Source organism: Burkholderia sp. DN3021 (assembly GCF_049805555.1).
GTDB classification, from domain to species: domain Bacteria; phylum Pseudomonadota; class Gammaproteobacteria; order Burkholderiales; family Burkholderiaceae; genus Burkholderia; species Burkholderia pyrrocinia_C.
Genome location: NZ_JBNCAB010000002.1, coordinates 39,672 through 62,115, shown reverse-complemented (window position 1 = coordinate 62,115; position 22,444 = coordinate 39,672). Strand labels below are relative to the sequence as shown.

The 22,444-nt window shown below is 69.0% G+C and carries 24 protein-coding genes; 14 read left to right on the top strand and 10 right to left on the bottom strand.

Annotation, left to right across the window (positions count from 1 at the left end; all coding sequences use genetic code 11):
* The first annotated feature begins 18 nt into the window (after positions 1-18).
* Entirely contained in the window at positions 19-477 is a 459-nt protein-coding gene (locus tag ACPUER_RS01440) for a hypothetical protein (RefSeq protein WP_425130162.1), read from the top strand.
* 169 nt (positions 478-646) lie between these two features.
* On the opposite strand, the gene ACPUER_RS01435 is transcribed toward ACPUER_RS01440, so the two are convergent.
* Genes ACPUER_RS01435 through ACPUER_RS01425 form a run of 3 tightly spaced genes read right to left on the bottom strand, consistent with a single transcriptional unit; the run spans position 647 to position 2,265 of the window.
* Positions 647-1,030 (bottom strand): hypothetical protein, encoded by a 384-nt coding sequence (locus tag ACPUER_RS01435; RefSeq protein ID WP_175960659.1) that lies wholly within the window; start codon positions 1,028-1,030, stop codon positions 647-649.
* Positions 1,005-1,343 carry an amidohydrolase family protein gene (locus ACPUER_RS01430; RefSeq protein ID WP_244137288.1) on the bottom strand — a complete coding sequence of 113 codons (339 nt, stop codon included), beginning with the start codon at positions 1,341-1,343 and terminating at the stop codon, positions 1,005-1,007. Before ACPUER_RS01430 ends, ACPUER_RS01435 begins: the two co-directional genes overlap by 26 nt.
* Positions 1,344-1,374: 31 nt before the next feature.
* The gene (locus ACPUER_RS01425; protein ID WP_425130161.1) at positions 1,375-2,265 is read right to left on the bottom strand and encodes an IclR family transcriptional regulator; all 891 of its coding nucleotides are present in this window, start codon (positions 2,263-2,265) and stop codon (positions 1,375-1,377) included.
* Positions 2,266-2,559: 294 nt separating this feature from the next.
* Here ACPUER_RS01425 and ACPUER_RS01420 point away from each other — a divergent pair, with 294 nt between their 5' ends.
* The 7 genes from ACPUER_RS01420 to ACPUER_RS01390 are packed head-to-tail and all read left to right on the top strand — an operon-like array spanning position 2,560 to position 9,348.
* Positions 2,560-3,642: an ABC transporter ATP-binding protein gene (locus ACPUER_RS01420; RefSeq protein WP_175960663.1), complete on the top strand. Its 1,083-nt coding sequence runs from the start codon at positions 2,560-2,562 to the stop codon at positions 3,640-3,642.
* Positions 3,643-4,593: an ABC transporter permease gene (locus ACPUER_RS01415; RefSeq protein WP_425130160.1), complete on the top strand. Its 951-nt coding sequence runs from the start codon at positions 3,643-3,645 to the stop codon at positions 4,591-4,593. It begins immediately after the preceding gene.
* Complete coding sequence (locus ACPUER_RS01410; protein WP_310131251.1) at positions 4,590-5,384, top strand: ABC transporter permease; 795 nt, start codon at positions 4,590-4,592, stop codon at positions 5,382-5,384. The genes ACPUER_RS01415 and ACPUER_RS01410 overlap by 4 nt, the downstream gene beginning before the upstream one ends.
* The gene (locus tag ACPUER_RS01405) at positions 5,384-5,731 is read left to right on the top strand and encodes a (2Fe-2S)-binding protein (protein ID WP_175960668.1); all 348 of its coding nucleotides are present in this window, start codon (positions 5,384-5,386) and stop codon (positions 5,729-5,731) included. The genes ACPUER_RS01410 and ACPUER_RS01405 overlap by 1 nt, the downstream gene beginning before the upstream one ends.
* Positions 5,728-7,161 (top strand): FAD-dependent oxidoreductase, encoded by a 1,434-nt coding sequence (locus ACPUER_RS01400; RefSeq protein ID WP_425130159.1) that lies wholly within the window; start codon positions 5,728-5,730, stop codon positions 7,159-7,161. Before ACPUER_RS01405 ends, ACPUER_RS01400 begins: the two co-directional genes overlap by 4 nt.
* Positions 7,154-8,305, top strand: a complete 1,152-nt coding sequence (locus ACPUER_RS01395) for an NAD(P)/FAD-dependent oxidoreductase (protein WP_425130158.1) — start codon at positions 7,154-7,156, stop codon at positions 8,303-8,305. Before ACPUER_RS01400 ends, ACPUER_RS01395 begins: the two co-directional genes overlap by 8 nt.
* The gene (locus ACPUER_RS01390) at positions 8,302-9,348 is read left to right on the top strand and encodes an ABC transporter substrate-binding protein (protein WP_425130157.1); all 1,047 of its coding nucleotides are present in this window, start codon (positions 8,302-8,304) and stop codon (positions 9,346-9,348) included. The genes ACPUER_RS01395 and ACPUER_RS01390 overlap by 4 nt, the downstream gene beginning before the upstream one ends.
* Before the next feature lie 11 nt (positions 9,349-9,359).
* On the opposite strand, the gene ACPUER_RS01385 is transcribed toward ACPUER_RS01390, so the two are convergent.
* Positions 9,360-10,610: a YbfB/YjiJ family MFS transporter gene (locus tag ACPUER_RS01385; RefSeq protein WP_425130156.1), complete on the bottom strand. Its 1,251-nt coding sequence runs from the start codon at positions 10,608-10,610 to the stop codon at positions 9,360-9,362.
* Positions 10,611-11,091: 481 nt separating this feature from the next.
* Between ACPUER_RS01385 and ACPUER_RS01380 the strand changes: the two genes are divergently transcribed.
* Both ACPUER_RS01380 and ACPUER_RS01375 read left to right on the top strand, forming a co-directional pair.
* A complete protein-coding gene (locus ACPUER_RS01380) occupies positions 11,092-11,214 on the top strand; it encodes a hypothetical protein (protein ID WP_006479692.1) in 123 nt (40 codons plus the stop codon).
* A gap of 58 nt (positions 11,215-11,272) precedes the next feature.
* Positions 11,273-12,226: a leucyl aminopeptidase gene (locus ACPUER_RS01375; protein WP_425130155.1), complete on the top strand. Its 954-nt coding sequence runs from the start codon at positions 11,273-11,275 to the stop codon at positions 12,224-12,226.
* Positions 12,227-12,242: 16 nt separating this feature from the next.
* Here ACPUER_RS01375 and ACPUER_RS01370 read toward each other — a convergent pair whose 3' ends face one another.
* Positions 12,243-12,752 (bottom strand): N-acetyltransferase family protein, encoded by a 510-nt coding sequence (locus ACPUER_RS01370; RefSeq protein WP_425130154.1) that lies wholly within the window; start codon positions 12,750-12,752, stop codon positions 12,243-12,245.
* Positions 12,753-13,326: 574 nt separating this feature from the next.
* Between ACPUER_RS01370 and ACPUER_RS01365 the strand changes: the two genes are divergently transcribed.
* A complete protein-coding gene (locus ACPUER_RS01365; RefSeq protein ID WP_175960680.1) occupies positions 13,327-13,659 on the top strand; it encodes a type II toxin-antitoxin system RelE/ParE family toxin in 333 nt (110 codons plus the stop codon).
* Complete coding sequence (locus ACPUER_RS01360; protein ID WP_175960682.1) at positions 13,656-13,985, top strand: DNA-binding protein; 330 nt, start codon at positions 13,656-13,658, stop codon at positions 13,983-13,985. Before ACPUER_RS01365 ends, ACPUER_RS01360 begins: the two co-directional genes overlap by 4 nt.
* A 14-nt stretch (positions 13,986-13,999) precedes the next feature.
* Here the strand turns inward: ACPUER_RS01360 and ACPUER_RS01355 are convergent, their stop codons facing one another.
* Together ACPUER_RS01355 and ACPUER_RS01350 are read right to left on the bottom strand one after the other, a co-directional pair.
* The gene (locus ACPUER_RS01355; RefSeq protein ID WP_425130153.1) at positions 14,000-16,018 is read right to left on the bottom strand and encodes a VTT domain-containing protein; all 2,019 of its coding nucleotides are present in this window, start codon (positions 16,016-16,018) and stop codon (positions 14,000-14,002) included.
* Positions 16,019-16,120: 102 nt separating this feature from the next.
* Positions 16,121-16,573, bottom strand: coding sequence for a hypothetical protein (locus ACPUER_RS01350; RefSeq protein WP_175960686.1), 453 nt, complete (start codon positions 16,571-16,573; stop codon positions 16,121-16,123).
* Between the two features lie 310 nt (positions 16,574-16,883).
* Here ACPUER_RS01350 and ACPUER_RS01345 point away from each other — a divergent pair, with 310 nt between their 5' ends.
* On the top strand, positions 16,884-17,531 hold the full coding sequence (locus ACPUER_RS01345; protein ID WP_310131219.1) for a response regulator transcription factor: 648 nt from the start codon (positions 16,884-16,886) through the stop codon (positions 17,529-17,531).
* Positions 17,528-19,315 carry an MASE4 domain-containing protein gene (locus ACPUER_RS01340; RefSeq protein ID WP_425130152.1) on the top strand — a complete coding sequence of 596 codons (1,788 nt, stop codon included), beginning with the start codon at positions 17,528-17,530 and terminating at the stop codon, positions 19,313-19,315. Before ACPUER_RS01345 ends, ACPUER_RS01340 begins: the two co-directional genes overlap by 4 nt.
* A 120-nt stretch (positions 19,316-19,435) precedes the next feature.
* On the opposite strand, the gene ACPUER_RS01335 is transcribed toward ACPUER_RS01340, so the two are convergent.
* The 3 genes from ACPUER_RS01335 to ACPUER_RS01325 all read right to left on the bottom strand — a co-directional run bounded on the left by ACPUER_RS01335 (position 19,436) and on the right by ACPUER_RS01325 (position 22,244).
* Positions 19,436-19,711, bottom strand: coding sequence for a YlcI/YnfO family protein (locus tag ACPUER_RS01335; RefSeq protein ID WP_175960692.1), 276 nt, complete (start codon positions 19,709-19,711; stop codon positions 19,436-19,438).
* 93 nt (positions 19,712-19,804) lie between these two features.
* A complete protein-coding gene (locus ACPUER_RS01330) occupies positions 19,805-21,115 on the bottom strand; it encodes an MFS transporter (RefSeq protein ID WP_425130151.1) in 1,311 nt (436 codons plus the stop codon).
* 112 nt (positions 21,116-21,227) lie between these two features.
* Positions 21,228-22,244: an ABC transporter substrate-binding protein gene (locus ACPUER_RS01325; protein WP_425130150.1), complete on the bottom strand. Its 1,017-nt coding sequence runs from the start codon at positions 22,242-22,244 to the stop codon at positions 21,228-21,230.
* Positions 22,245-22,444 lie beyond the last annotated feature (200 nt).

Genomic DNA, 22,444 nt, shown 5'->3' with positions numbered 1-22,444 from the left:
AGTTGCACAGGAGCCGGCATGAACACGAAGCACAGCAAGAAAGGGCATCTCGAAGCCGCGGCGTCACACCACGAGCAGGCCGCGCGATATCACCGCGAGGCGTCGCGGCATTTCGAGGACGGCAAGGACTTTGCCCACGCCGCACATCAGGCGATGATGGCCCATGGTCACACGTTGCATGCGATCGATCAGGCGCACGACGCCGGCGCGCACGGCGCCAATACGCCACCCACAACGCCATCATCGATCGGCTCGGGCGCAAGTGCCGCGGACGTGGCAAAACTTCATGCCGCGGCCGTCGAGCTTCACACGCAAGCGGCGCAACACATGCGCCACGCCGTCAAACTCTTCGAGCAGGATCGGAGCGCGGCCACCCACGACGCACAGCTGGCGCTCGCCCTCGCACTGCGTGCGTTGTCCCACGGCAACGAAGCAGCCAGGCTATTCGTCAAGCTCGCTGTCAGTGCCGCTGCGTGAAACGAGGTTGGTTACCTCTTGTTCGGGTTTCGCGGGGTATTCAGCGTGACTCGCTACCCGTTTGCGCACGCCGCCCGGCACCAGGTTGCCGCGCGGACCCACGGTCGTGGGCCTCCCGTACCGATCCGCGCATGGCCGGGTATCGCGCAATCGAGCGTGCCGCTCGCGACTAGGCCGTTCGTTCCAGCAGATCCGTTGCGAACGACTTCGCATGCGCTACGGCCTCTTGCGGGTTCGGGAACACACCGAGCTGCTCCCAGTGCTCTTCGGCCGCGTACGTTCCTTTCACGCCGAGTGCCCGCTGAACGCGCAATTGCGCGGCGTATCTGCCGTCCTCCAGTGGTCGGGCCGTCGCAATGACCTTGTGCGGAAGATCGGATCTTTCAGGTTGTACCAACTCGACAGGACCGCCAGCAACGCCAATATCCTTCAACTCGTTCCTGGCGTTGCAGTCCGGGCAGTAGAAGCACCACCCTTCGTCCTCGTGTTTGGACCTGACCTGCCCGCGAGCCAGTACGGCACGACATTCAACGTTTTCGCAGATGAACGGCATAGCAGTCTCCGGAGTTGTTTGAGAGAAATCCTAGCATGTCCGCCGACGGCCAACCATCGGCATTGTTGCGTTGCCCGACGCGGACGAAACCCTCACGTGCGAGCCCGCGAGGCCGCCCCTTCCACCGACCATCGTCATGCACGCATCGGCCGCATTCGCGAAGCACGTCACGCGATACGCCGGCATGTTCATCGGCATCATGTGCGATGCGGAACAGGTCGACGAGGATGACGTCGGCGAGCTTGCCGGCTTCGAGCGGACCGACTTCGCGATCGATCGACAGCGCCTTCGCCGCATCGATCAGCCCGGGCACCGGGCAGCGCCCGATGATCGACGTGACGCCGCTATACGGTTTTCCCGGATAGCCCGTGCATCGGCCGCCGCAACGCGGCATCGAACGGGTTGGTGCGCGGCCCGATCGCGTCGGCCTGGCGCCGCAGCAGTTCGACGACCATCGGCATCCGGTCGTCGCCGAGCCGCGACGCGAGCGTGCCGACGCTCAGCGCGCCGACCGGATAACCGGTGCGATCGAGGATCGGCACCGCGACGCCGGCCATCCCGTCGAGCACGCCGCTGTTGCGGCCCGCGTAGCCGAGCTGCCGCACGCGTTCGATCTCGGTGCGCAGGTACACCTCGTCGAGCACGCCGTAGCCGCGAATGCGCGGCACGTTGAAGCGGATCACTTCCTCGCGTTCGGCTTCGGGCAGGAACGCGAGGATCGCGAGGCTGCCCTGCCCGACGCCGAGCGCAATGCGCCCGCCGATGTCGCCGGTAAACGAGCGGATCGGGAACGGCCCTTCGCACAGGTCGAGACACACCGCGTCGAAGCCGCTCTTCACGAGCAGGAAGATCGTCTCGCCGAGGCTCGCGCACAGCCGCAGCAGCGCGGGACGGCACAGCGTGCGCATGCTGCTCGGGTTGCCGGCCAGCGCGGCGAGCGCGAAGAAATCGACGCTCAGCCGGTACAGCTTCGACTGCTCGTCCTGCTCGACCATCCCTTCGGCGATCAGCGATTGCAGGATCCGGTGCGCGGTGCCCTGCGTGAGGCCGACGGCCTTCGCGAGATGCGTGACGCGCACGCCGTCCTGCTGCATGCCGGCCAGCGCACGCAGGATCGCGAACGCGCGCTGCAGCATGCCGGTGCCCGGCGCGCCGGCCGGATCGGCTTCGTCGTCGGCGCCGGGCGCGCGCGCGGCGGGCGTGCCGGGCATTCCGGACGAAAGGGGTTCCTGCATGCCGGCTCTCCTCGACGATTTCATTGAACGGAATACGGTAGCCGCCATTGTCGTCCGGCCGAAATTCCACGGGCATCCGGGTGTGCACGGGATTGACGCGCGCGTTTCGCGGCCCGGCCACCCTTCATCCATCGGAACGATTTGCGCGCGATACGTCGATCCGTTCCGTTCACCGGAATTTTTTCGAAATTCATCCCGTTCAGCAGAATTCGAAATTGACGCTCCGAAATATGGCTGGCTAGAGTCCGCGTCATCGGCGCACCGGCTACGCGGTGTGCGAACCCGGAGCTCCCCATGTCGTTTCTCACGCTTACGGATCTGACGAAAACCTTCGGCGAACTCACCGCCGTCGCCGACGTCAACCTGTCGGTCGAACAAGGCGAGTTCGTGTCGCTGCTCGGGCCGTCGGGCTGCGGCAAGACCACCACGCTGCAGATGATCGCCGGCTTCGTCGACGTCACGCGCGGCCGCATCGCGCTCGACGGGCAGGACATCACGCACCTGAAGCCGAACCGCCGCGGGCTCGGCATCGTGTTCCAGAGCTATGCGCTGTTTCCGCACATGAGCGTCGCGGAGAACGTCGGCTTCGGCCTCGACATGCGCGGCGTCGACAAGGCCGAGCGCGCGGAGCGCATCCGCGCGGCGCTCGCGCTCGTGCGCCTCGATACGCTCGCGCACCGCTTTCCGCGCGAGCTGTCGGGCGGCCAGCGGCAGCGCGTCGCGATCGCGCGCGCGGTCGTGATCGAGCCGCCGGTGCTGCTGCTCGACGAACCGATGTCGAACCTCGACGCGAAGCTGCGCGAGGACATGCAGTTCGAACTGCGCGCGATCCAGCGCAAGATCGGCACGACGACGATCATGGTCACGCACGATCAATCGGAAGCACTGTCGATCAGCGATCGCGTGGTCGTGATGGAAGCCGGCCGCGTCACGCAGATCGACACGCCGTACCAGGCCTACGAGCGCCCGGAGAACCGCTTCGTTTCGCAGTTCATCGGCAAGGCGAACCTGCTGCCCGGCACCGTCGTCGCGCACGACGGCGACGCGATCCGCATCGACCTCGGGCACGACCTCGCCGAAACCGGGCGCACCGCGCACCTGCCGCCGCGCGAGCGCGACATGCGCGTCGGCGATGCGGTGTCGGTCTGCATCCGTCCCGAGAAGCTGCGGCTGTGCGCGCCCGATGCGGGCCGCTTCGCCGCGACCGTCACGAGCCGCTTCTTCCTCGGCAGCCAGTGGCTGTACCGCGTCGACAGCGCGCTCGGCGAAGTGCTCGTGTGCTGCCAGAACGAAGGCGTGGAGCCGCTCGCGGAAGGCGCGCCGGTCGGCATCGACTGGCACAGCGACGCGGTGCGCGTGATGCGCCGGGAGGCCTGAATGCGACAGCCCTCCCGCCCGCTGCCCGCCGACGGCGCGCCGGCCCTCGCCGTCGCCCGCCGTGCGCCGCGTACGTCGGTGCGCGCAACGTGGCGCGCGCATGCGCCGCTGTGGCTGATGTGCGCGCCCGCGTTCGTGCTGTTCGCCGCGCTCGTGCTCGTGCCGCTCGCGATGACGTTCGTGCTGACGTTCTACCGCTACGACCCGGCCACCGGGCCGATCGCCGCGCTCCAGTTCGGCAACTACGCGGAAGTGCTCGGCTCGCCGTACTTCCACACGATCTTCGCGCGCACGTTCGGCATCGCCGCGCTGACGACCGCGATCTGCGTCGCGATCGGCACGCCGGAAGCGTACGTGCTGTCGAAAATGCGCGACCCGTGGCGCTCGCTGTTCCTGCTCGCCATCCTCGCGCCGCTGCTCGTGTCGGTGGTCGTGCGCGCGTTCGGCTGGAGCATGCTGCTGAACACGAGCGGGCTCGTGAACCAGGCGCTCGGGCTCGCCGGCCTCGGGCCGTACAAGCTCGAATACACGACCTTCGCGATCGTGATCGCGCTGGTGCACGTGATGCTGCCGTTCATGGTGATTCCGGTGTGGACCGCACTGCAGCGGCTCGATCCGCAGACCGAGCACGCGGCGCTGTCGCTCGGCGCGTCGCCGTTCACGACGCTGCGCCGCATCGTGCTGCCGCAGCTGATGCCGGGCGTGCTGTCGGGCAGCCTGATGGTGTTCGGACTATCGGCGAGCGCGTTCGCGATTCCGGGCCTGCTCGGCGGACGCCGGCTGAAGGTCGCGGCCACGGCCGTCTACGACGAATTCCTCGGCTCGCTGAACTGGCCGCTCGGCGCGACGATCGCGGTGCTGCTGCTGGTCGCGAACCTCGTCGTGATGCTCACCTACTACCGCGTGCTCGAACGCCGCTACGCACGCAGCCTCGGAGGCGCATCCCGATGAGAAAGAACGGCCCCTTCGCCCTCGCGTTCCACACGCTCGTGATGCTGTTCGTGCTCGCACCGCTCGCGATCGTCGTGCTGGTCGCGTTCACGCCCGACGAAACGCTGACGCTGCCGACCCACGGGCTGTCGCTGCGCTGGTTCCGCGCGATCCTCGACTATCCCGACTTCGTCACCGCGTTCTTCAACAGCCTGAAGCTCGCGTTCGCGTCGGCGACGCTGTCGCTCGCGATCGGTTTGCCGGCGGGCCTTGCGATCGGCCGCGCGGCGTTTCCCGGCCGCGCGTTCCTGAACGGGCTGCTGCTGTCGCCGCTGGTGATCCCCGGCCTCGTGCTCGGCATCGCGCTGCTGCGCTTCTTCGCGCTGATCGGCGCGACCGGCTCGTTCGCGTGGCTCGTGCTCGCGCACATGATCGTCATCACGCCGTTCGTGATGCGGCTCGTGCTCGCGTCCGTCGCGGGCCTCGACCGCAGCATCGAGCAGGCCGCGTGCTCGCTCGGCGCGGACCCGTGGACGACGTTGCGCCGCATCACGCTGCCGATGATCGTGCCCGGCATCACGGGCGGCTGGCTGCTCGCGTTCATCAACAGCTTCGACGAGCTGACGATGTCGATCTTCGTCACGTCGCCGCAGACGGTCACGCTGCCCGTGCGCATGTACATGTACGCGACCGAATCGATCGACCCGATGATGGCGTCGGTGTCGGCGCTCGTCATCTTCATCACCGCCGGCGCGATGCTGCTGCTCGATCGCGTGTACGGCCTGAACCGCATCCTGATCGGTCAACACTGATGTCGACTCCCGTTTCCCGCTCCAAAAACGATCCGGCCGACGGCGCACAGTTCGTGCGCGTCGCCGAACGCGAGCGCGCCGCCGTTGCGTTCACGCTCGACGGCCGCCCCGCGCACGCGCTCGCCGGCGACACCGTGCTCACCGCGATCCTCGTCGCGCAGCGCCGCGTGCGCGTCAGCGAATTCAGCGGCCAGCCGCGCGCGGGTTTCTGCCTGATCGGCGCATGCCAGGACTGCTGGGTGCGCACCGAGGCCGGCGCGCGCGTGCGCGCATGCTCGACGCCGATCGTCGAAGGCATGCGAATCCTCACCGCCGTTCAACCGGCCGCGACCGGAGACACGCAATGAGCGACGCACTGCAACCGGTCATTGTCGGCGCGGGGCCGGCCGGCGTGCGCGCGGCCGAGGCGCTGGTCGACGCGGGGCTGCGCCCGGTCGTGATCGACGAGAACGCACGCTGGGGCGGGCAGATCTATCGTCAACCGCCGGCCGACGGCGGCTTCTCGCGCGGCAAGCGCACGCTGTACGGATTCGAAGCCGCGAAGGCCGACGCCGTGCACCGGACGATGGCCGCGCTGCTGCCGCACGTCGACTACCGGCCGAACACGCTCGCGTGGGCATGCGGCGCGGGCCGCGTCGATACGCTGCAGGACGGGCGGGAAATTACCGTGCCGTACTCGCACCTGATCGTCGCGAGCGGCGCGACCGACCGCATGCTGCCCGTGCCGGGCTGGACGCTCGCGGGTGTCTATACGCTCGGCGGCGCGCAGGTCGCGCTGAAGGCGCAGGGCTGCGCGATCGGCCGGCGCATCGTGTTCGCGGGCACGGGGCCGTTGCTTTATCTTGTCGCGTACCAGTATGCGAAAGCCGGCGCGCAGGTCGCGGCCGTGCTCGACACGAGCCCGCTGCGCCGCCAGGCCGCCGCCGCGCCCGCGCTGCTGCGCATGCCGTCGACCTTCGCGAAAGGGCTCTATTACATTGGCTGGCTGCGCGCGCATGGCGTCGCGATCGAAACGGGTATCACGCTCGAACGCGTGCTCGGCGAACAACATGTAACGGGGCTCGCGTGGCGCGCGGCCGGTGACGATGCGCAGCCGCGCGTGCTCGATTGCGACGCGCTCGGCCTCGGCTTCGGCCTGCGTTCGGAAACGCAGCTCGCCGATCTCGCCGGCTGCCGGTTCGGGTTCGATCCGGTCAACCGCGCATGGCTGCCCGAGCGCGACGCGGCCGGCCGCACGTCGGTGCGCGGCATTTACGTCGCGGGCGACGGTGCGGGCATCGCCGGCGCCGACGCGGCCGAAGCGTCGGGCCGGCGCGCGGCGCTTGCGTTGCTCGACGATGCCGACATTGCGTTGCCATCGCCGTCCGGCAAGCCTGACGCGGCGACACTCGAACGCACGCTCGCCCGCATTGGCGCATTCCGCGCGGGCCTCGAAGCGGCATTCGCGCCGCCCGTCGAGCAGGCCGCGCACTGCCCCGACGACACGATCGTGTGCCGCTGCGAGGAGATCGACGCGGGCACGCTGCGCCGCTGCATCCGCGGCGGCGCAGCAACCGAACTCAACCGGCTGAAAGCGTTGACGCGCGTCGGGATGGGCCGCTGCCAGGGGCGCATGTGCGGCGACGCGGCCGCACTCGTGCTGGCCGCCGAAACCGGCCGGCCGCTCGCCGACGTCGGCCGGTTGCGCGCGCAACCACCCGTGAAGCCGTTCCCGATCTCGGCCGCGCTCGCCGGTGACGACGTCGCGGCGATTCCCGACGAGGCGCGCGATGAGTGAGAACCGGCATTACGACGTCGCGATCGTCGGCGGCGGCCTCGTCGGCGCATCGGCCGCGCTTGCGCTGACGCAGCGCGGCCTGCGCGTCGGGCTGTTCGAGCGGCGCGACTGCGGCGCGCAGGCGAGCGGCGTGAACTACGGCGGCGTGCGCTGCCAGGGCCGCCCCGCCGAGCAATTGCCGCTCGCGCTGCGCGCGCGGCGCATCTGGGATCGCTTGCCCGAGCTGATCGGCATCGACGGCGAATTCGTCGTGTCGGGCCACTTGCGGCTCGCGCGCAGCGACGCCGATCTCGACGCGCTCGATGCGTATGCCGCGCTTGCCGGCGAGCACGGCCTGCCGCTGCAGGTGATGCGCGGCGACGCGTTCCGCCGTCGTTATCCGTGGCTCGGCCGCGCGGCGCTCGGCGGCTCGCTGTGCGAAACCGACGGCCATGCGAACCCGCGCCTCGTGTCGCCCGCGTTCGCACGCGCGGCCCGCGCGGCGGGCGCGGACGTGTTCGAGCACACGCCGGTCGGCGACGTCCGGCACGACGGCACGCGCTTCCACATTCACGCGGGTGGCCGCGCATGCACCGCGACGTGGCTGATCAATTCGGCCGGCGCATGGGCGAACACGATCGCCGAGCGCTTCGGCGAAGCCGTGCCGATGGAGCCGATCTACCCGAACATGTGGGTGACCGAACCGCTGCCGCCGTTCATCGCGCACAACCTCGGCGTGTACGGCGGCGGCGTGTACGCGCGGCAGGTCGCGCGCGGCAATTGCGTGATCGGCGGCGGGCGCGGCCGCGGCGACGGCGAATTCGGCCAGCCTTCGGTCGATACGACGCGCGCGGTGATGCGCGACGCGTGCGCGCTGCTGCCCGCGCTGCGCGACGCGCTGCTGATCCGCACGTGGAGCGGCGTCGAAGGCTGCACGCCCGACCACAACCCGATCATCGGCGCGAGCCGCACGACGCCGAACCTGCTGCATGCTTTCGGTTTTTCCGGCGGCGGATTCCTGCTCGCGCCCGGTGTCGGCGACGTGCTCGCCGATCTCGTGACGATCGGCGAAACCGCCACGCCACTCGATGCATTCTCGATCGGCCGCTTCTTCCGCCAAGCCGCGCCGACCGCCCCTTTCCCCCAAGAGGAGACCTCTCGATGAAACTGCTCGGTACGATCGCGGCTGCAGCCGCACTCTGCATCGCGGGCGCCAGCGCGCCCGCGTTCGCGCAAACGAAGACGATCTACATCGGCATGAACGGCGGGCCGATGGAAAAGGCCTATACGAGCCAGGTGCTGCCCGAGTTCGAGAAGGCGAACAACGTGAAGGTCGTCGTCGTGCCCGGCACGTCGTCGGACGTGCTCGCGAAGCTGCTTGCGAACCGCAACAAGCCGCAGATCCACGTCGCGTTCCTCGACGACGGCGTAATGGCGCGTGCAGTCAGTCTCGGCGTGTGCCAGAAGCTCGACGATTCGCCGGTGCTGAAGGAGCTGTACCCGTTCGCGCGGATGAAGGACGACGTCGGCGCGGGCGTGCAGCTCGGCATGACCGGCATCGCGTACAACAAGAAGCTGTTCGCGGAGAAAGGCTGGGCGCCGCCGACGTCGTGGATGGATTTCGCCGATCCGAAATTCAAGGGCAAGGTCGTGTTCCAGTCGGCGTCGAGCAGTACGTTCGGGCTGCACGGTTTCCTCGCGATCAACCGGCTGCTCGGCGGCAGCGAGCAGAACGTGGAGCCCGGCTTCAGCAAGTGGGCGAGCACGGTCGGGCCGAACGTCGTCGAGTACATCCCGAACTCGGCGAAGATCTCCGAGATGGTGCAGACCGGCGAGGCCGGCCTGTTCCCGCTCACGCCGACGGGCGTCGGCGACCTGCAGGACAAGGGCATTCCGGTCGCATATGCAACCCCGAAGGAAGGCCCGGTGCTGCTGCTCGTCGACCTGTGCGTGGTGGCGAACAATCCCGATCCGCAGCTTGCGCAGAAGCTCGCGCAGTTCCTGCTGTCCGCGCCCGCGCAGACGAAGGCCGCCGAGGCCGGCAAGCAGATCCCGACCAACCGTCTCGCGAAGATGCCCGCCGCGATGCAGCAGAGCCTCGGCAATGTCGACGACCTGGTGCGCAAGGTGACGGTGGTCGACTGGACCGCGATCAACGCGCGCCGCGCGCAGTGGGATACGCGCTGGAACCGGCAGATCGAGCGGTGACCTTCGCCTGACTACGCGGCAGCCCGCAACGCGCGCTGCCCGGCCGCGAGCGCGGCGCCCGCGAACAGCGTCAGCGCCGAATAGACGAGCCCGCGCGCGAGCCCCGCGCTGTCCGACACCCAGCCGATCGCGACGGGCCCGGCGATCTGACCGAACGCGAAGACCGTCGTGAACGCGCTGATCCCTTTCGCCCAACCGTCGGGCGGCAGGTTGTGCCGCACGAACGCGGTCGTCGATGCGACGGCCGACAGGAACGTCGCGCCGAACAGCACGCCCGACGCGAACGCGGCGGCCGGATGCACGAACATCGCGGGCATCAGCGTCGCGATGCCGAGCAGCGCGTTGAGCACGGCCAGCGCCTGGCCGCCGCGCATCCGGTCGAGCAAGCGCGACCACAATCGCGCCGAGACGACGGTCGCGACGCCGAGCATCACGTAGAACGCCGATACCACCGTGCCGCTCATCCCCGCGCCGCGCAGCAGCGCGACGATGAACGTCATGTAGCCGATGTAGCCGACGCCGAACAGGCCGTAGCCGGCCAGCGCGAGCGCGAAGCGGGCGGGGCTCGCGGTGACGGCCTCCAGCGCGCTGGCGCGCGGCGCGGCGTGTACCGCATGCTCGCGCTCGATACGACGCGCGGCCGACACGGCCACCGCCGAGAACAGCACGCACGCGAACGCGAGCGCAAACCATGCGGGCTGCCAGCCGTGCACGCCATGCGTAAGCGTGGCCGGTACGAGCAGCGACGACGCGACAATGCCCCACCCCGTGCCACCGTAATAGAGGCCGAGCAGCAACCCCGCATCGCGCGGCGACGCCGACGCGAGCCGCGCGGCCAGCACGCCGCCGCTGATGAAGATCAGCGCGCTGCCGACGCCCGTCGCGAGCCGCTGCACGAGCAGCGCGTGCATGTTCGACGTGAACCCGCACGCGGCCATCAGCAACGCGGTCAGCGCGCAGCCGGCCGCGAGCAGCGTGCCCGCGCGCCAGCGCCGCGACAGCAACGGAAACGCGAGCGCGCCGATCAGGTAGCCGGCCGCGTTTGCCGTATTCAGCGCGCCGGCCTGCGCGAACGTCCAGCCGAGATCGGCCTTCATCGGCGGCAGCAGCAACGCATACGAAAAGCGCGCGAGGCCGAGCGCGATCGCGCTGCCGAGCGACAGGCAGATCGCGAGCCGCCACGCGGCCATGCGGTCGGGGTCGGTCGCGCCGGCATCCGGCCGCGACGGGCCGGCACGCTCCGGTTGCAGCGCTGTGGGCATCGGGTTTGCCTCCATCGTTGTTTGAGTCGTGCCGCCGGGGCAGCGGCGCGCGCGGCCGCGGCCGTCGCGCAAGATCGCCAGATGGTGCCAGAAAACCGGCGGCGCCGTCGCGCCCGGCCAGGCGCGCGGTTGCCGTGCGCGATCGTCTTTCATTAATGACGCAATTCGAAATGATCGGCGCTATTGCATTTCCGATTTAAAAAATTGCCGAAATCATTTAACCGGCCGCGATCCCGATAATTGGGAAATCAGGTCGATCCCATTATTCGACTTATCTGTCTTTTTCCCGCATCGCCTGCCGGAATTTCCGGTGTTTAGCAGGCTTTTGCTAAAAATCCTGCTACGCATTGCATTCGCAAATTCGTCAGACTAATATCGACGCCACTCGCCCGGCATTCACGAAATACCGGACGGGGAACGGCAATCTTTTAGCCGTGCGCTTTCATGTTGAATCACTCATGTTCACCACAGGAGAATTGACATGCAGGAAACCCAGCAGATTGAATTGCTCGACTGGATGCAGGAAGACACGCACCCCGAGGCCGTCGACATGATGGTCGAGGACGCCGTGGTGCCGTTCGGCACCGCGCTCTGGCCGGTCTGAGCGGGCCCCCCGTTCTCGCGGAAGGGCCGCGGCCCTTCCGCCGTTTCCGGAGACACGCATGCTGAACCTGCACCGCGCACTCGGCTTTCACCCCGCGCTGCGCGACAAGCTTGCGCGCGGCGAGTCGGGAAAACTGCTGGTCGGCCACGACACCCGCAACCGCGACATCGCGTTGCGCGCGTTTTCCGCCCTGCCCGATTCGCTCGACGCGACCACCCTCTGCCTCGAAACCACCCCGCCCGCCGACATCGCCGCCGCGCTCGATCGCGCCGACCTGTTCGTGCTGCTGTACGACTCGTCGTGCCTGCCGACGCCGTCGCCGAGCGGGCCGCCGTTCCTCGCGGCGATCCGCCCCGCGATCGTCGAGCACTGGGGCAAGTCGGTACTGTTCAAGGATTACGGCCCGCATCTCGACGAAGCATTCGCCGAATCGCTCGACGACATCGCGGCACGCAACGGCCGGCTGATCGACGCGGCCGCGCGCGCATCGCAGATCCGCTTCATCGACGAAGCCGGCAACACGCTGACCGGCTCGCTCGCGCCGGATCAGAAATGGACGAGCGTGGACGGAATGGGCAATCTCGACGTCGTGCCCGGCGAGATCGCGACGCACGTCACCGACCTGAACGGCTCGGTCGTGTTCAGCGGCACGTTTCTCGGCACCGTGCCGTTCGCGATCAAGTACAAGGTGGTCGAGCGGCTCGCGACGCTGCATGTCGAAGGCAGCACGATCGTCGATTTCGACAGCGACGACGCGGGCTTCCGGCGCGACTTCTCGACCTATCTCGACCGGCACGCGAATCACCGGCGGATCGAGGAATTCGGCATCGGCACGAACCTCGGGATCCGCGGGCTGTACGGCCGCAATGCAGGATTCGAGGAACGCCATCCGGGCCTGCATCTCGGGCTCGGCGGCGGCGAAAACGGCAGCCACCACCTCGACCTGATCTTCGCGCGCGGCACGCTCGCGCTCGACGAGCGGATCGTGTTCGACGGCGCATTCGCCGTCTGACGAAGCGGCTGCGTGTTCAGGCTTCGGCGGCCGCCGCGTCGCCGAGCCACTTGAACATCACGAAGCAATCGACGAACCCGAGCCGCGCGTGACGGTACGCGCGCGGCAGGCGGCCGACGATCTCGAATCCCAGCTTCTGCCACAGCGCGACCGCAACCTCGTTCGTCGCGACCACCGAGTTGAACTGCATCGCGAGAAAACCGAGCTCGCGCGCGACCTGCTGCGAGTGCTCGCACATCAGGCGCGCGACGCCGCGGCCGCGCGCCGCGTCGCTCACCATGTAACCGCAGTTGCACACGTGATTGCCGGGCCCGGCCGCATTCGCCTTCAGGTAGTACGAACCGAGCAGCACGCCGTCCTCTTCGGCGATCCATGTGCAGAGCGGCGCGTCGAGCCATAGTGCGCGCGCTGCCTCGGGCGTCGGCGCGGGATCGAATGCATAGGTTTCCTGAGCGGCGACGATGGCGCGGTAGGTCGGCCAGAAGCGCGGAAAATCGTCCTCGGTCATCGGGCGAAGCGTGATCATGCGGGTTCTCTCGTGAAGTGATGGTCGACTGGAATGCAATCGATCGTACCGCGAATCATCGACGACCGCCGTCCCGCAGCACGCCGCTGCGATACGCGCGCGGCGGCATGCCGTACCGGCGCCTGAATGCCCGCGGGAAACCCGACAGGCCGCCGAGGCCGGGCCGCTCGGCCGCTTCCGCGCGACAGGAGCGCCGGCGCCGGCCGTCGCGCGCGGCGGATCTGTCGGCGCGCAGGTCACGCGATGCGCCTGCGTCGGTGGCTTTGCCGTTCGCGTCATTGCGTCCCGACACTCCGCGCGCGACGCGCCGTCATCACGCCATCGACACCGACCATTCGGCCGAATCGCCGCCGTACGCAGCGGATGAAAGAATGACCGTCGTCCGGGAAGCAGGCTTCGCTGCCTGAAACCCCGAACCATGCGCTTCGGCCGCAACGCCGGGGCTTGGCCAGCCGTCTCGAACCGGCGATCCGCAGCGTGCATCGCCCCCGTTCAGGCCGCCTGTGCTCACCACCCGTGGCAGCCCGCGCGACCGCCTCGTTTCCAATACCCTTTTTGTAGCTTATAAGTTACAATGCTATCCAAGTTCGAACTGCTTCGCTATCAGCGCGACGACGGTCGCGAGCCTTTCACCGAATGGCTGAACGCCGTGCGCGACAAGCTCGCCCAGGCGCGGATTCGCGAACGCCTGCGCCGCGTGCAGACGGGCAACTTCGGCGATTGCGAGCCTGTCGGCGAAGGCGTGATCGAACTGCGCATCCATGTCGGTGCCGGCTATCGCGTGTACTTCGGCCGGCACGGCGGTGCACTGGTGCTGCTGCTGTCCGGCGGCGACAAGGGCAGTCAGCCCGACGACATCAGGCGCGCAAAGGAACACTGGTCGAACTGGAAACGGAGGCAAATATGAACAAGCTCAAAGGCGTGGTATCGCACCACGACGCGGAAGTCGCCGAACTCGGCGCCGATCGCGAACTCGCGGTGGCCTATCTGCGCGTCGCAATGGAATCGCTCGACGATCCCGACAACCGCGCGGCCGGCCTGCTCGCGCTGCGCACGGTCGCGGAAGCGTACGGCGGGCTCGGCGCCGTCGCGGCCGAAGCCGGCATCAGCCGCGAATCGCTGTATCGCACGCTGTCCCCCAACGGCAACCCGACGCTGAAAACCCTGCTCGCGGTGCTCAAGACGGTCGGCCTGCGCCTGTCCGTCGTCCCCGCGCAGCCGGCGCACGCGTAAGCGGCGCACGGCCCTCACGGCCTGACCATCCACACCAGCAGCATCCCGGCCGGCGCGGCATTCATCCCCGCCGGCGGATGCTCGATCGTCGGCTCGACCGCCAGCGCCTGCGCGATCGCCGCCGCATTGTCGATCGGCGTCGTCCGCACGATCGTCATCAGCCGCGCCGGCCGGTGCAGCGTCTCGCGATACAGTGCGCCGTACCACAGCGGCCGCGTGCCGAGCGCATCCTGCAGCACGTACGGATAACGCCACAGCCGCAGCACGACACGGCTTTCCGGGTGGCCCGGATCGACGCGGACGAACACGCGGCGCGTGCTCTCGCCGTGCGTGTAGCGCGGCAGCACCGGCAGCGTGTCGGCCGGCGCCTGCGGCAACAGCCAGCGCAGCGCGGTGGCGGGCGACCACGGCGTCGCGCGCTGCCAGCCGGCCTGCGCGAGATGGCGATCGAGCGTGTCCGACGTCGCGCTCCATTGCAGCGGCAGATATTCCTCGCGATCGCCACCGATCTCGGTGCGCCGCGTCGGCACGCGCTGCCACCCGCCGCGCATCCACTGATCGACGGTCATCGCAACCACGTCGCCGACATGCGGGCGCGCCGCGCGGTCGAGCTGCCATTGCGCGGGAACCGTCCATACGCCGGCCGTCGCGAGCACCACGACCACCGCGACGAGCGCGCCCCTCGGCTGCACATGCTCGTGCACGCGCCAGTAAGCATAAGCGCCGGCGAGCACCGCGAACCACGCCAGCCCGAGGCTCCAGCCGCCGAGCAGACCCGACAGCCATGTGTCGCCGACATACAACCGCGCGAAGCCGCCGAGCACGATCCACAGCACGACGGCCGTCACGACCGGGATGCGCCGCCGCGCGGGCCCGTCGCGCGCCAGCACCCAGCCGAGGCCGCTGCTCGCGAGAATCGCGAACGCGGCATCGGCATCGGGCAGCGGCACGTGCAGTGCGCCGGGCGGCAGGCTCGCGGGCGTCGCGCCGGGCATGCCCGAGCCGAACACCGGCACGAGCACGACGGCGATGCCGATCGTCGCGAGCCACCACGCGGACGTCAGCCAGCAGCGATGAATCATCAGCCAGACGAGAAACGCGGCCGCGACGATCAGCCCCGTATCGTGCCCGTGCAGCACCGCGAGCGCGCTCATCGCGGCATCGACGGGCGGCGTGCGCAGGTTCTGCAGGAACGCGTACAGCGCGATGTCCGCCTGCATCAGCGGATCGTTCGCGACGACATCCTGCACGAGCCCCGCGAACAGCCACACGCAGCCGACGAACAGCAGCGCGAGCACGGGCACCGCGCCCGGCAGGCGGCGCACGCGCGCGATCGTGTCGTGCAGCCGCGCGCCGAACCGCGGCCAGCGGCGCGCACCGGCGTGCACGACTTCGACGAGCGCACGACGCAGCAGCGGCCAGCCGCGCCGCAACGCGACGCGCACGCCGATCCACACCAGCGCGACCAGCGCGGCGACGACCGCCAGGATCGCGGCGACCCGCACGCTGATCGCCGCGGCCAGGACGGCCGATGCGCCGAACAGGATGCCCGGCGCCACATGCACGGGCGCCCACACGAGTGCCGAGATCACGTTGACCGGATAGAACGACCGGCGCGGCAGCGTCGCGCAGCCGACGACGACCGGCACGACCGCGCGCACCGGCGCGAGGAAGCGCGCGAGCACGATGCTCTTGATGCCGTGACGCAGCACGAACTCCTCGCCGCGCGCGTAAGCGGCCGCGTAGCCGAAGCGCGCCCATGCGTTGCGGATCACCCCGCCATAGTGCCGCCCGAGCTCGTAGCTGATCCCGTCGCCGACCACGGCGCCGACGGCCGCGACGCCGATCGTCGTCCACCCGTCGAGCGCGCCCGCGCCGATCAGCGCGCCGGCCGCGAACATCACGGCACCGGCCGGCACGACCGTGCCGACCAGCGCGATCGCCTCGGCGCAGGCGGTCAAGAACACGATCGCCAGCACGAGCAGCGGATGGGCGCCGATCGCGCCGATCCACGCGTGGATCGTGCCGCTCATCGCGCGCTCCCGAACGGTGCGGCCCGGTGTGCGAACATCGGGCCGGCAGTGGCGTGGGGAACGTTCATCGCGAGGTGCGCGCGGTCGCGCCGGCGTCGGAGGTCAATCGAACTCGTACTGCCGCGCATCGGCCTCGAGCGGCGCGTCGTGGTATCCGACCGTCGCGATCTCGTGCAGATAGCGCGCGAGAAACGCGCCGATCGACCCGGCGGCCTCGAATTGATGCACGTGACGGAATTCGTGGGTCAGCAGGCGGCGCGTGTCTTGCCCGCGCAGCACGTACACCGCATGGCCGAGCGTGAGCCCGATCGTCCCCGGCGACAGCAGCCCCGTGTCGCGTGCGATCGCGGCCAGCGAAGGCGTGTCGGGGAACGGCATGCGGTCGACGATCACGACGCGGATCCGCTCCGGCTGCGCAACGCCCACGGTGCGCGCGTCGTCGGCCTGCGCCGGCGTCAGCGGCGCGCCCTGCGCGATCCCGCGCGCCGCCTCCGCTTCGGCCCATGCGACGGCGGCAGGCAGTGCGGACGGAAGGATATCGGCAAGGTCGATCATCGCGGCGCTCCTCGGTTGGCGCAGTGGCATCGGGCACCAGTTTAGTCCCGAATCGGGGCCGTTCGCGTGACGCCGCGCAGGTCCGCCCCGGGCGCATCAGCCATCAGGGAATACCCTATTCCACAAGCGGTCCACGCCGCTCCCTTTCCGTCGATTACTTCGGTTCAGTACACATTCCGGGGTCGGATATCTCGAAAGTTTCCCGGATGTGTACCGTTTTGGGATTCGGCGGAATATATTGATCGGAAGAACAGTCGCGGCGGCAACCGGACGGCAGGGTCCGCGGCGTCATCCCGAAGAGGGTCGCTCGATGATCAGGGTAATTCTGGCTGACGATCACGCAGTCATGCGGGACGGACTGCGTCATATCCTGGAGATGGCCGGCGGTTTCGAAATCGTCGGCGAGGCGAGCGACGGCCCGGCCACGCTCGCGCTGGCCGAGCGCAGCACCGCCGACGTGTTGCTGCTCGACCTGTCGATGCCCGCGCCGACCGGCATCGAGCTGATCCGGCTGGTCAAGAGCCACGCGCCGTCGCTGCGCACGCTCGTGCTGACGATGCATGCCGAGGCGCAGTACGCGGCGCGCGCGTTCAAGGCCGGCGCAGTCGGTTACCTGACCAAGGACAGCGCGACCGCCGAGCTCGTCGAGGCCGTCGGCAAGGTCGCGGCGGGCGGCGTCTACGTGAGCCCGTCGGCGGCCGAAAGCCTCGCGCACACGCTGCGCACGCCGGCCCAAACGCTGCCGCACGAACGGCTGTCCGCGCGCGAGCTCGACGTGATGCGCCGCATCGTCGCGGGCCAGACCGTCACGCAGATCGCATCCGAACTCGCGCTGAGTGCGAAGACGGTCAGCACGTACAAGACGCGGATCCTCGAGAAGATGGAACTGCCGCACGAAGCCGCGCTGGTCCGCTACGCGATGCGCCACGATCTCGACCCCGGCGTCGACGACGCATGACGACCACCCTCCACTTACCGCCTGCCCCCGCGGACGACGCCGATCCGGACGCGTCGCGCCTGTTCATGTCGTCGCTGCCGCCCGGCCGGCGCGAGCGGCGGCTCGCGATCGCGACCGTGCTCGTGTCGGCCGTGATCTTCGCCACGCTCGCGCCGTTCGCGGGCATGCCGCTCGCGCCGGGCCGGGCGTTCATCCCCGTGTACCAGTCGGCGATCGTCGTCAACGACATGGTGACGGCCGGCCTCCTGCTCGGCCAGTACGCGATCCTGCGCGAGAAATCGCTGCTCGCGCTCGCGGGCGGCTACCTGTTCACGGGCTTCATGGCCGGCACGCACATGCTGACCTTCCCGGGGCTGTTCGCGCCGACGGGCCTGCTCGGCGCCGGCGAACAGACCACGGCCTGGCTGTACCTGTTCTGGCACGGCGGCTTTCCGCTCGCGGTGGCCGCCTATGCGCTGCTGCGCGCGGCGGCGCGCACGCGCCCGATCCCGGCCCCGCAGCGCCGCGCGGCGATTCCGGTGGTGCTCTGCATCGCCGCGGCGGTCGCCGCGACGGCCGCGCTCGCGGTGCTCGCGACCGCCGGCCACGACCTGCTGCCGCGCATCATGCACGGCAACCGGATGGCCGCGACGATGACGAACGCGATCACGGTCGTCTGGGGGCTGAACCTGGTTGCGCTGATGCTGATGTGGCGGCAGCGGCGCCATCATTCCGTGCTCGACCTGTGGGTGATGACCGTGCTCGTTGCCTGGCTGTTCGACATCGCGCTGTCGTCGATGCTCAATCACGGGCGCTTCGATCTCGGCTTCTACGCGGGCCGCGCGTACGGCCTCGTCGCGTCCGGCGTCGTGCTGTTCGCGATGCTGTTCGAGAACGGCCGGCTGCATGCGCAGACGGTGCGCGCGCTGGCCGGCGCGCGCTACCAGCATCTGCTCGTCGCGCAGAAGAGCGCGCAGTTGAACGAGGCGAACGAACAGCTCGAACAGCGCGTCGCCGCGCGCACCGCGCAACTGAGCGTATCGAACCGCGACCTGCGGCGCGAAGTCGAGGAGCGCGTGCGCGCGGAGCGGGCGCTGCAGGCGTCACGCGAGGAACTGCGCGAGATCGCCGCGATCAGCGCGACCGCGCGCGAGGCCGAGCAGCGCCGCATCGCCCGCGAACTGCACGACGAACTCGCGCAGACGCTCGCGGCGCTGAAGAACGATCTCGAATGGCTGATCGACCGCGTGCCGCAGGACGACGCGACGCTGGCGCGCAAGATCGCGGCGATGCACACGATGGCACGCGGCGCGGTGGCCGCGACGCGGCGCATCGCGTCGGACCTGCGCCCGCTGATGCTCGACGATCTCGGCTTCGCGGCGGCGATGCAATGGCTCGTGGAGGATTTCCGGCACCGTCACGGGATCGCGTGCGCGCTGCATGTCGATCCGCCCGAGTTGCAGCTCGACGAGCCGTATGCGACGGCCGTGTTCCGCATCGCGCAGGAAGCGCTCGCGAACGTCGCGCGGCACGCGGCCGCGTCGCATGCGGATGTCGAGCTCGTGCACGGCGACGATGCGATCGCGCTGACGATTCGCGACGACGGCGCGGGGTTCGATCCCGGCGCGCCGCGCAAGTCGAGCTCGTTCGGGCTGGTCGGCTTGCGCGAGCGTGCGTACCTCGTCGGCGGCACGCTGCAGATTACGACGACGCTCGGCGAAGGTACGACGGTCGAGGTGGAGATTCCGCTGTCGCATCCGCAGGCGGCGGTTGCGCATGGGGGAGATGAGGCTTCGCGCGGGTAGGCGGTCGAATGCGGTGGCGCCGCGACGCTGACGCGGTCAGTGGTAATCGTCTTCTCGTTGATGGCGGACGGCGAGGATCGTGACTTGCGTCCGCGATGCATGGATCGCCATCCCAATGGCTTACCCGAGCGCTCTTGTCGCCCGTGCCGCTTTCAGCATGCGCTCGAGTTCAGCCTGGACGTTTGCAGCATCGATGTATTCGCCGGTCCGCCGCGCCTCGTCGCGTGATGCGAGACCACGCGCGACAAACTCGCGCTGCACGCGTCGGCGCGCAACGCGAGCGCGCAACGCCGATTCGATGAACGCGGAGAGCGTCTCGTTTTTCGCCAGAACGGATTCAGCGGCTTCAAGCAATTGCGGATCGATCCGGAACGCGGACTTCGTCGCAGAATTCATTGCATTCCCCACGTGTGTCAATGGATCGCACGGTAGCACACCGGCACGCTCCAGGAGCGTGAACCGGTTGGGGCAGCCACGAATCCATGCGCGTCACACCCGCGCCGCCACCATCCCCCGCTCCGAGCGCGTCCACGCGACCAGCGCGCCGATCCCGAGCAGCGCGAGGCACACGATCGGCACGATCATCGGCCCGAACGCGGTGCCCGTCACCTTGCCCGCGAACGGCATCAGGTTCTGGCTGAAGAAACCGCCGAGGTTGCCAATCGAGTTGATCGCCGCGACGCTCGCCGCCGCTCGTGCACCGGTGAAATAACGCGGCGGCATCGACCAGAAGCACGGATACAGCAGCGGGATGCATGCGCCGCCGAGCACGAGCGCGATGAAGCGCAGCGGCGTCGACGGCAGCACGAGGCTCAGCAGGAAGCCGAGCGCGCCGAGCGCCGCGACGATCGCGATCGTGCGCAGGATGCTCTTCGCGCGGCGCAGCTTCGCCGGCAGCCACAGCAGCAGCAGCACCGCGAGCGCCCACGGCAGCATGCTCAGGAAACCGTTCGCGCTGCTCGACACGCCGAACGATTTCACGAGCGTCGGCAGCCAGTACGTGACGCCGTACAACGACGTCGACATCAGCATGTAGGTCGCCGCGAACAGCATCACGCGCGGATCGAGCAGCGCCTTCCACGGCTGCCCGTGCTCGGCCTGCGCGGGCTTCTCGCGCTCCAGCGCGGCCGCGACGATCTGCTTCTCGCGCTCGTCGAGGAACGGCGCCTCGCGAAACGACGCGGGCAGCACGCGGAACACGACGATCGCGACGATCACGGCCGGGATGCCCGTTGCAATGAACACCCACTGCCAGCCCGCCAGCCCCCACACGCCGTTCAGGCTCAGCAGCACGCCGCCGACCAGCGAGCCGAGCATGTTCGCGAGCGCGCTGCCGAGCGTGAAGATGCCGAGCACCTTCGCGCGGTAGCTCTGCGGAAACCACAGCGTCAGGTAGTAGATCACGCCCGGATAGAAGCCGGCCTCGGCGATGCCGAGCAGAAAGCGCAGCGAGCAGAACGCGGGCATCGACGTCGTGAAGCCCATCAGCACGGTGATGAGGCCCCACGTCAGCATGATCCGCGCGAGCCATACGCGTGCGCCATAGCGATGCAGCGCGAGCGTGCTCGGCACCTCGAACAGCAGATAGCCGATGAAGAACAGCGACGACGCGAGCCCGAACGCGACCTCCGTCATCCCGAGGCTGTGCACCATCTGCAGCTTCGCGAAGCCGACGTTCTGCCGGTCGATGAACGCGATCAGGAACATCACGACGAGGATGGGCAGCAGGCGCCGCGCCACCTTCGACATGATGCGCTGTTCTTCGGCGGACGCGGGGTCCAGGGTTTCGGTAGCGTTCACTACGGGCTCCTTACGTGAATCGGTTGCGTGTCGGTTGAGTCGGCGCCGCGCGCAACGAAGGCGCGGGCGCGCAATGTTTCGATGAATATCGTTTGTGAGCGGCCGGCGGCGCTCAGCCCGACCGGTAGTCGTCGAGCATCGGCGCGAACATCTCGTGCCATGCGCGCGGCTTTGCCTTGATCGTGCCGGCCAGGTACAGGAATTCGACGTAGTCCATCAGCTGGTTCGGCCGCACCGAAAAGCGCGTGTCGGGTGCGGCGAGCATCCGCATCACGTCGTCGTGCGACACGCCGACGCCCGACGACGACGCATAAAGCGCGGCCGCCGCGCGCGGATCCTGCGCGATCAGGCGGTTCGCTTCGTCGAGCGCGCCGAGAAACGCGGCGGCCAGCGCGGGCTCCGTATCGACGAGCCGCTTCGGCGCGAACACGACGTCGAGCGTCAGCGGGCCGAGCACGTCGACCGAGTTCACGACGCGGTGGATGCCCGGCTGCCGCAACTCGAGCGTCGAGAACGGCGGCGACGTGAAGTGCGCGGTGACGCCGTTCTCGCGGCGGATCAGCGCCTGCATCGCCTGCGGATGCGGCAGGTTCACGGTGATCGAGTCGAGCTGCGCGAAATGCTGCGGACCGAGCTGCCGGCTCGCGACCATCTGCAGCACGACGGCCGACAACGACGTGCGGATGCCAGGCACCGCGATCCGGTCGGACGGCGTGAAGTCGCGTAGCGACATGAGGCCCGGACGGTTCGCGTTCAGCGACAGCGACGTGGTCGACAGCCCGCTGATGCCGATCACCTCGACATTCGGAATGCCGCGCGCCCGCGCCCACAGCTCGATGAAGCCCGGCGCGCCGGCGCCCGCGAAATCGAGCGTGCCGGCCATCATCGCGTCGTTGACGGAATTGCCGCCGTCGAGCAGCACCCAGTCGACCGCGACGTCGCGCACGCCATGCCGTGCCGCGTGCCGCTCGAACAGCCGCTGCTTCTCCATCACGAGCAGCGGCAGGTACAGCACGCCATAGCCTTTCGAGATCCGCACGGTGCGCGGCTTCGCGCGCACGAGCGACGGTGCGGCGAGCGCGCCGAGCCCGGCGGCGATCAATGCGCGGCGGCGCGGCGACGTCGTCATACGCGTGCCGCCGTGCGACGGGCGGCAAACGGCCACGCGAGGGCCGGCAGCGCGCTGCGGTGCGCGTGCGTCGTGCCCGTGACTTGCTGCATGTTGCCGTCTCCTTGAATATTTCTGGTATTAATGCCGTCCTTGCGTGCTGCTTCCGGCTCGACACAGGTTATCGACCGAGTCTGAGAAAATGCTGACATCCCGGCCCC